This window comes from Synechococcus sp. R3-13, from assembly GCF_047462195.1.
Lineage (GTDB): Bacteria > Cyanobacteriota > Cyanobacteriia > Thermostichales > Thermostichaceae > Thermostichus.
On the sequence record NZ_JANSIO010000274.1, the window covers coordinates 1 to 7,066 of the forward strand.

At 57.1% G+C, this 7,066-nt stretch carries 7 protein-coding genes; 4 read left to right on the plus strand and 3 right to left on the minus strand.

Annotation, left to right across the window (positions count from 1 at the left end; translation table 11 throughout):
• The first annotated feature begins 179 nt into the window (after positions 1-179).
• A complete protein-coding gene (locus tag NW856_RS08545) occupies positions 180-1,376 on the plus strand; it encodes a PQQ-dependent sugar dehydrogenase (RefSeq protein WP_414399835.1) in 1,197 nt (398 codons plus the stop codon).
• Between the two features lie 93 nt (positions 1,377-1,469).
• Here the strand turns inward: NW856_RS08545 and psbH are convergent, their stop codons facing one another.
• Positions 1,470-1,673 (minus strand): photosystem II reaction center phosphoprotein PsbH, encoded by a 204-nt coding sequence (psbH, locus tag NW856_RS08550; protein WP_414331336.1) that lies wholly within the window; start codon positions 1,671-1,673, stop codon positions 1,470-1,472.
• Positions 1,674-1,875: 202 nt separating this feature from the next.
• On the opposite strand from psbH, the gene psbN reads away from it, so the two are divergent.
• Entirely contained in the window at positions 1,876-2,007 is a 132-nt protein-coding gene (psbN, locus tag NW856_RS08555; protein ID WP_011432995.1) for a photosystem II reaction center protein PsbN, read from the plus strand.
• A 26-nt stretch (positions 2,008-2,033) separates the two neighbouring features.
• Positions 2,034-2,903, plus strand: a complete 870-nt coding sequence (gene dapF / locus NW856_RS08560; RefSeq protein ID WP_414399836.1) for a diaminopimelate epimerase — start codon at positions 2,034-2,036, stop codon at positions 2,901-2,903.
• A 3-nt stretch (positions 2,904-2,906) separates the two neighbouring features.
• Here dapF and NW856_RS08565 read toward each other — a convergent pair whose 3' ends face one another.
• Together NW856_RS08565 and NW856_RS08570 are read right to left on the minus strand one after the other, a co-directional pair.
• A complete protein-coding gene (locus NW856_RS08565) occupies positions 2,907-3,551 on the minus strand; it encodes a hypothetical protein (RefSeq protein ID WP_414375245.1) in 645 nt (214 codons plus the stop codon).
• Between the two features lie 131 nt (positions 3,552-3,682).
• On the minus strand, positions 3,683-4,246 hold the full coding sequence (locus NW856_RS08570) for a hypothetical protein (RefSeq protein ID WP_414399837.1): 564 nt from the start codon (positions 4,244-4,246) through the stop codon (positions 3,683-3,685).
• 201 nt (positions 4,247-4,447) lie between these two features.
• On the opposite strand from NW856_RS08570, the gene pcrA reads away from it, so the two are divergent.
• Positions 4,448-6,808 (plus strand): DNA helicase PcrA, encoded by a 2,361-nt coding sequence (gene pcrA / locus NW856_RS08575; protein WP_414399838.1) that lies wholly within the window; start codon positions 4,448-4,450, stop codon positions 6,806-6,808.
• Positions 6,809-7,066: the final 258 nt, after the last annotated feature.

Here is a 7,066-nt window from a genome sequence, read left to right on the forward strand (position 1 = left end):
TTCAGGGTTTTGGGGGTTAGAGGCATGCTCTCAAGGCTAGCCTATGGCCGGGAGGGAACAGCGGGTTGCCCACTCTGGTCCGCAGTGGGTTTTACCCTCATCGGTACCCCTCTCCAGAAGAGCAGCGGCAATAATCGGTTAGCTCAGATCCCAGAATCCATCGCGAAAACGAGGCGGCAATGGCCATGAGGATCCCGGTGATCAAGCTTCTCTCCTCACTGCTGCTTTTTGGGGGGGTGTCCGTCCCCGCTGTCGTGGCGGCCTACCCGGTCAGCCCGGAGATGGTGATGACCCTGCAACAGGGGGATCATGCCCAAGCCTTGCCCAGGGCCAGAACGGAGCAAGCGTTTCGGGTGGTTACTTTGGCCCAGGGTTTGGAGCACCCTTGGGGGATGGCCTTTCTGCCAGATGGGACAATCGTGGTAACCGAACGACCAGGCCGGCTGCGCCGGGTTACCGACCAGGGGTTGGATCCCCAGCCCATAGCCGGTGTGCCAGAAGTATTTGCCCGCGGACAGGGGGGCCTGCTGGACATTGCCTTGCACCCTAATTACGCGGAGAACGGCTGGATTTACCTGTCCTATGCCGCTCCTGGGCCGGGCGGCGGGGGAACCCGAGTGGCGCGGGCCCGCTTGGGGGAGAAGGGACTCCAGGATCTGGAGGTGATTTTCGACATGGAGCGCAAGACCCCCGCTCAACAGCACTTTGGCTCCCGCCTGGCCTTTGATGAACAGGGATTTCTCTACATCAGCACCGGCGACCGCGGAGAGCGGCATCGGGCCCAGGATCTGGGGGATGCTGCCGGCAAGGTGTTGCGCGTCACTGATTCAGGAGGGATCCCGGCGGACAACCCATTTGTCGGCCGAGCGGGGGCTTTGCCGGCAATTTTTACCTACGGCAACCGCAACATTCAGGGAATGGCCCGCCACCCCGAGACGGGAGCGATTTGGTTCCACGAGCATGGGCCGCAGGGTGGGGACGAGATCAACATCTTGGCCCCCGGCGTCAACTACGGCTGGCCCTTGATCACCCACGGTCGAGAATATACGGGAGAACCCGTCGGCCAAGGACTGGCGGCAGCTCCTGGATTGGCTTCGCCCCTGCTGCACTGGACACCCTCAATTGCCCCTTCCGGCATGACTTTCTACACAGGGGAGGCTTTCCCCGAATGGCGGGGCAACCTGTTTGTGGGGGCGCTGGCCGGGCAACACTTGGCCCGTCTGGTACTGGATGGAGAGCGCGTGGTGGCAGAAGAGCGTCTCTTAGAGAGGGCGGTGGGCCGCATTCGCGATGTGCGGCAGGGGCCGGATGGACTCCTTTACCTGTTGACGGACGCCCCGAATGGATCCCTGCTGCGCCTGGAGCCAGCACCCTGAAGGCATCGGCTCGGAGGAGAAGAGGAGCTGCCTTGATCCCGCTTGCAACCGTCTGGCGGGACGGGGATTTTCTCCAGAGTAGGGCTGGGGAACTCAGAAGCTGAGGCTCTCCCAAGAAACGTTGATGTCTTCCAAAAGCAGCGACTTGTTGTAGATCTGCAGGATAATCAACAAAAAGACGGCGAATAGGGCCATGAAGACCGCCATCAGGGGCGTAGTGCCCCAGCCGGGAGCCACTTTGCCGTATTCCGAGTTGAGAGGACGCAGCAGATCGCCCAGTTTGGTACGAATGGCCATAGGTTCTCGCTTAGAAACCGAACACGTTGACGAAGTCGAAGATAGCAGGCTCGAAGGCGGATCCCTGGTGCTCAGCACCGCCAAAGCAGCCGCCTTTTAAAATCACGCTATCAGAATCTGGCCGAACCTTTTTGTCTTGGGCAATGAATTGTAAACTTGTGTAATACTGTAGTCGAATACTCTCAGGATCAAAGACAACGATATGGAGCCCACCTTTTCCCTGATTGTGGCGATTGCGGCAGTTACCATCTGCATCACTGCGTTTGCCATCTACACGGCCTTTGGCCCCCCTTCCAAGGACTTGCAGGATCCCTACGAGATGCACGAGGATTAAGGCCTGTCGTTGGGATATCTGGGTAAATGTCTGCTCGGTTGACCCCCCGTCTCTCCTTTCACAAGTACCAGGGGTTGGGGAACGATTTTATCTTGGTGGACAACCGCCGGCAGTCTCAGCCCTGCTTGAGCCCGGAAGAGGCCGTTGCCCTTTGCAATCGCCGCTTTGGGGTGGGAGCCGATGGGGTTATCTTCCTGCTGCCAGGGCAGGAGGGGGCAGATTTCAGCATGCGCCTCTTCAACAGCGACGGTTCCGAGGCGGAGATGTGCGGCAATGGGATCCGCTGTTTGGCCCGCTTTCTGCAGGACTTGGGGATCCCAGGTCGGGATGGCGCCTACCAGATCCACACCTTGGCGGGGCGAATCGTGCCGCAGGTGCGGGCAGATGGGCTGGTCACAGTGGACATGGGGATCCCTCGCCTTTTGGCCAAGCAGATCCCCACCACCTTGGTCGAACCGGATGAGAAGGTCATTCGGCAGCCGCTTGCAGTGGCCGGGCGAGAGTGGCGGGTGACGGCGGTGAGCATGGGCAACCCCCATTGTGTGGTCTTCCTGGAAGAAGAGGGATCCCTGGAGGAGCTGGACTTGGCAGTTGTGGGCCCCCTGTTTGAGCATCATCCGGCCTTTCCTGAGCGCACCAACACCGAATTTGTGCAGGTGCTCAGCCCGACTCGTCTGCGCCTACGGGTTTGGGAGCGGGGAGCAGGGGCAACGCTGGCTTGTGGGACGGGTGCCTGTGCTGTTTTGGTGGCTGCTGTTTTGGAGGAGCGCGCAGAATCGCAAGCTACAGTAGAACTGCCGGGAGGAAATCTGGAAATTCGCTGGGATCCGAGCACACAGCATGTGTGGATGACCGGCCCTGCCCTGCACGTCTTCAGCGGCACCACTGCCGGTTGAGAACTAGGCTCCCAGACCCAACAGGAGGATGGCCAGCAGGCCGAGGATCCCATAGGCAACGCTCCAGCCCTGCCGCCAGATCAGCGCCACTGCCAGGCCCAATAAGACCAAGCCCAAGCCCAGGCCAAGGCGGAGAAATAGAGGGTGTACAAACTGGCTGAGGGAGCGTTTGAGCCAGGGGAAGATCACCCCCAAGGCGAAGGCCAGTCCTACGGGGATCCAATCGATCCAACCTGTCTGCTCCCAGCCCCCCAACAGGTAAAAGCCGCCCAGACAAAGGCCCAGGCAGAAAAACAGCACCCGCATGCCGGGATAGTCTTGTCGATAGTTGAAAGCAAGGCTTCGGAGCTCCTTGGGGTGGGCCAAGACCAATGGCTCTACAGCAAAGCTTTCGCTCCACTCCGGCGCTTCTTCAGTTTGTCCGCGGCACCAAAGGTAAACGTTGACCTTGCGCAACCCTTGCAGCAGAGAGGCTTCCACCGCACTGCGCACCACCTCCATCACCTGCAGGGTATCCACCACATCGCCCGGCAGCCGTTCCAGCAGCACGTTGAGAACAGGCCCCTTCAGCTCGGCTCGGCCAAACAGCCGCAAGTTGGCAAGCTTGTAATCGAGGATTTGGTTCAAGATTTTGAGCTGGCGGCGCATGGGATCCCGCGAACAGAGAGCCGTCGTTCGACCGGTTGACTCAAAGCTTCAACATGACCGGTATGACCAGTTTAATGGCTTGGGCCAGAGCAGCAGAGGAGAGGCGTTGCCGGTGTGAAAGGGAAGTGGGACTATCCGATGAGGGTGCGAATGCACCGGCGAATGCTGAGGTTGGATTGCTCCAAGTCGGCAAATCCACTCAGAAGAGTTCCCTGGCCGTCCAACAGCAACAAAACAGCCTGGCGGCGAAAATTGATCCCAGGCAAAGCTGCAGCGGCTATTTCTTGCAGCTTCTGGATGGTTGCTCCCTCAAAATCGACCGAGACATACACAAACGGAGAAACCAGGCGGGGATCCGTCGGTACACTCTCCCGGATGGCCTGCAAAACCAAGTGGCGCACCAGCAGCAGCCCCCTGCCATCCACCAGCACGATCTGGCGCAGCCGAGGGTTTTGCCCAAACTCCAGGGCCAAACTTTTGGAGAGGGCTTCCGATTGCGAGCGGGTTTGGCTGTTGGTCAAGATCAACGCTTGAATGCCCTCATACCGACTTAGGTCAAGCCGATCCCCAGAAACGCTTTCCACCTTGAGGTCAAGAGATGTTTTGGGGTTGCCGTTGCTGGGGCAGTTGCCAGCTTGGGCGGGATCGAACGCACCTTGAGAAAGCAGGGCAAGGGTGGCAAACCCCAAAGCCACAAGTCTCTTTTGAACGCAAAGCCAGCAGCGGTTAGCCGGGGCACAGCAGCAGGACAGCACTCGGTTCATGGCGGGGAGCTCTGGAGCGGGCCGGCCAAATCTTAACCGATCTTCATCTTTGGTGCTCCAAAATGCCCTCTGGGCTTCTCATCCCCATTGGGTTGGTGCCCATAATGGAAGGCAGTTTCTGGTTTGCTGGCCATGACTCACGCCTCTTTGCTGGATGCCCTCAACCCTTCTCAACGGCAAGCGGTGCAACACTTTTGTGGCCCGCTGCTGGTGGTGGCGGGGGCAGGTTCCGGCAAGACGCGCGCCCTCACCCACCGCATTGCCTACCTGGTTCGCCACTATCGGGTGGATCCAGGAGAAATTTTGGCCGTGACCTTCACCAACAAGGCCGCCCGTGAGATGAAAGAGCGCATTGAGCAGCTCTTTGCCGAACAAGAAGCTCAAGAACAATTTGGGATCCCCTTAGAGGAATTGGAGCCGGCCCAGGCAACGCGACTAAAATCTGCTGTTTACCACCGCTGGATTAAGCCTCTTTGGATTGGCACGTTCCACAGCTTATTTGCCCAGATCCTGCGCCTGGAGATCGAAAAATATCAGGATCCCAAGGGGCGCAAGTGGACTCGCCACTTCTCGATCTTCGATGAATCAGATGCCCAATCCCTGGTGAAGGAGATTGTAACCAAGCAACTGAACTTAGATGAGCGCAAGTTTGACCCAAGGTCGGTACGCTACGCCATTAGCAATGCCAAAAACCAAGGTTGGACTCCTGCCGACCTGGAGCGCAATCAGCCCAACTTCCGTGGCCGTACCATTGCCCAAGTTTACGAAATCTATGAAGACCAACTGGCAGCCAACAATGCTCTGGACTTTGATAACTTGATTTGGATACCAGTGCAGCTTTTTCGACAAAACGAGCAGGTGTTGGCTTACTGGCACCAACGATTTCGACACATTTTGGTGGATGAATACCAAGACACCAACCGCACTCAGTATGAGTTGATTCGTCTGTTGGCCACCAACGGCGAGACCTGCAGATCTCGGTTGGATTGGAGAAACCGATCGATCTTTGTGGTGGGAGATGCCGATCAAAGCATCTATCGGTTTCGCGGGGCAGATTTTACCATCTTGCTGGAGTTTCAAGAGACCTTTGGCGATGGTCTTCCGGACGATGATACCCGCACCATGATCAAGCTGGAGGAGAACTATCGCTCTACAGCTACCATTCTGCAGGCAGCTAACGCTCTCATCGAGAAAAATACAGAGCGCATTGATAAAGTTCTCAGGCCAACCCGTCAGCAAGGAAATCCGATTCTTCTTCATCAGGCGGATGATGAGATTGCAGAGGCCGAGTTTGTCGTCAATACCATCCGACGATTACACGGCCAAAATGCCAATGCTTTTTCCTGGGGAGATTTTGCCATTCTCTACCGCACCAACGCTCAATCCCGTCCTTTTGAAGAGGTCTTGCTGCGGTGGGGGATCCCTTACACGGTGGTGGGCGGACTGCGATTTTACGACCGCAAAGAAATTAAGGATGTCCTAGCCTATTTACGGGTTGTGGCTAACCCTGCCGACTCCTTTAGCCTGCTGCGAATTATTAACGTGCCGCGCCGTGGCATTGGCAAATCCACCCTGGACAAGCTGACCGAAGCGGCGGCTGCTCTCAACGTGCCTTTGTGGGCAATTCTCAGCGATGAAACCTCTGTAAGTAGCTTGGCGGGCCGTTCGGCTAAGCCTGTCATTCAGTTTGCTCAGTTGATTCAGCACTGGCATCGACAGGCTTCTCAAACCTCAGCCGCCACCCTTATCGAAGGGCTGCTGCGGGATTCCGGTTATTTGGAGGATCTCAAGGCGCAGGGTACAGACGAAGCCGAAGAAAGAGCGGCCAACGTGATGGAACTTTACAATGCCGCTCGCCAATTCGAGGAAGAACAGGAGGATCCCAGCCTTGAGGCTTTTTTGAGCAATGTGTCTTTGGCTTCCGACTTGGACAACCTTCAGGAAGGCGCTGAGAAAGTTTCGCTAATGACGTTGCACTCTTCCAAAGGTTTGGAGTTTCCTGTTGTGTTCTTGGTGGGGGTGGAACAGGGTCTATTTCCCAATTTCCGGGCTTTGGAGGATCCCGCTGCTTTGGAAGAAGAGCGACGCCTTTGCTACGTGGGCATTACCCGTGCCCGTGAGCAGTTGTATATCAGCCACGCCAGGGAAAGGATGCTCTACGGCAACCGCGAACCGGCCATTCCTTCCGTATTTTTAAGTGAGCTACCTCAAGAGTTGATCGAGTCCGACAGGCGCGGAGCCCCTTCTCGACAGCTTTCCCACGGCAGTGGACTGTCCCTTTCAGATGCACCCAAGGCCAGGCCCAATCGCCGCCAAAGCCGTTCAGAACAGTGGGCGATTGGAGATCGTTTGCAACATCCCCAATTCGGACAAGGCCAGATTACCCATGTGTTCGGCAGTGGTGAACGGGTCACGATTGCGGTGAGGTTTCCCGCTATCGGTCAACAGAAAATCTTGGATCCCCGTATCGCTCCTATTCAAAAGCTTAGCTAGGCGGCTGAACTCGGAAGGGCTCCAGCGATGAAGAGAGGCAAAGGGAAGTGCTGTAGAAGTCCGTAGCTCATTCGAGATTGCCTTGCCGTTGACGTCGTTGGTGATCCCTTGCTTCATATGTGTTTGCTTTATATGTGTTGCTGCACGACGGGGAAAGCAAAACCTCAGCTCCCCCTTTCCCTGATTTGACCGTTGCCCAACCCTCGACCTTACCTCTGCCCCCTCGTCACCAAATTTTCGGGCTGGAGACCCGCACCA

Bases quoted from the DNA above. Each gene is read 5' to 3' on its own strand.
- NW856_RS08545 (WP_414399835.1), top strand. From the start codon at position 180: ATGGCCATGAGGATCCCGGTGATCAAGCTTCTCTCCTCACTGCTGCTT.
- psbH (WP_414331336.1), bottom strand. From the start codon at position 1,673: ATGGCCATTCGTACCAAACTGGGCGATCTGCTGCGTCCTCTCAACTCG.
- psbN (WP_011432995.1), top strand. From the start codon at position 1,876: ATGGAGCCCACCTTTTCCCTGATTGTGGCGATTGCGGCAGTTACCATC.
- dapF (WP_414399836.1), top strand. From the start codon at position 2,034: ATGTCTGCTCGGTTGACCCCCCGTCTCTCCTTTCACAAGTACCAGGGG.
- NW856_RS08565 (WP_414375245.1), bottom strand. From the start codon at position 3,551: ATGCGCCGCCAGCTCAAAATCTTGAACCAAATCCTCGATTACAAGCTT.
- pcrA (WP_414399838.1), top strand. From the start codon at position 4,448: ATGACTCACGCCTCTTTGCTGGATGCCCTCAACCCTTCTCAACGGCAA.